The 1,082-nt window shown below is 58.5% G+C and carries 1 protein-coding gene; it reads left to right on the top strand.

Annotated features, from left to right (window positions below):
- Nucleotides 1-1,048, top strand: a protein-coding gene (locus EP237_RS22855) for an IS3 family transposase (RefSeq protein WP_127563109.1) whose coding sequence is annotated in 2 segments (ribosomal slippage) — nt 1-186 and nt 186-1,048 — 1,049 coding nt annotated over the 2 segments. Because the reading frame shifts where the segments join, the coding sequence is not laid out codon by codon here. This gene is flagged as partial in the annotation.
- Between the last annotated feature and the right edge of the window lie 34 nt (nt 1,049-1,082).

A 1,082-nucleotide genomic window follows, 5' to 3' on the forward strand; every position in this document is an offset into this window, starting at 1 on the left:
CGCGTGTGGATGCGATCCGCGAGGTGCGCATAGCCGAGCAGACTTATTACCGTTGGCGCAAGCAGTATGGCGGCATGGGAATCGACCAACTGAAGGAACTCAACCGGCTCCAGAAAGAGAATGAGCGGCTGCGTAAGGCCGTGTCCGACCTCACCCTGGACAAACTCATTCTGAAGGAAGCTGCCCGGGGAAACTACTGAGCCCCGCCCGTCGGCGCGCGTGCATCGTTCTGATCCGAAGTCAGATTAAGGTATCAGAGCGCCGGATCTGCCGGGCACTGGGGCAGCACAGATCAACACAAAGGTATCAGCCGCAAGGCAGGGAAGACGAAGCCCGCCTTGTCGCGGACATGATCGAGCTGGCGAGGCAATACGGCAGCTACGGCTACCGTCGCGTAGCGGCATTGCTGCGAGATGCTGGCTGGCAGGTCAGCGACGGTCGCGTCGAGCGGCTATGGAAGCGGGAGGGGCTGAAGGTGCCACCAAAACAACCGAAGAGATCCAGGCTGTGGCTGAACGACGGATCCTGCATCAGACTGCGCCCGGAGTATCGGAACCATGTTTGGAGCTATGACTTCGTCCATTGCAGCACAGACGACGGCAAGGCGTTCCGAACATTGGACATCCTGGACGAGTTCGGTCGAGATTGCTTGGCTATACGCGTGAAGCGAAAGCTGAACTCAACCGACGTGATCGATGCCCTCACTGACCTGTTCATCCTGCGCGGGCCACCAGCATTCGTCCGCAGCGACAATGGGCCTGAGTTTGTTGCCAAGGATGTCAGGGCCTGGATCGAAGCCGTTGGCGCCAGGACCGCCTTCAGTGAGCCAGGCAGCCCTTGGGAAAACGGCTACATTGAGAGCTTCAACGCTCGGTTCCGTGACGAACTGCTGAACCGAGAGATCTTCTACTCCCTCAGAGAAGCCCAGATCATCATTGAAGGCTGGAGGAAACACTACAACACGAAGCGGCCACACAGCGCTCTAGGATACCGACCACCGGCGCCAGAAATCATCGCCACGATGGAAACCACGCCAACAATGCACTAACAATCAAAGCGGACCAGTCAGATCAGGCCAGCCA

The sequence above is a fragment of the Nioella ostreopsis genome (genome assembly GCF_004000255.1).
Lineage (GTDB): Bacteria > Pseudomonadota > Alphaproteobacteria > Rhodobacterales > Rhodobacteraceae > Nioella > Nioella ostreopsis.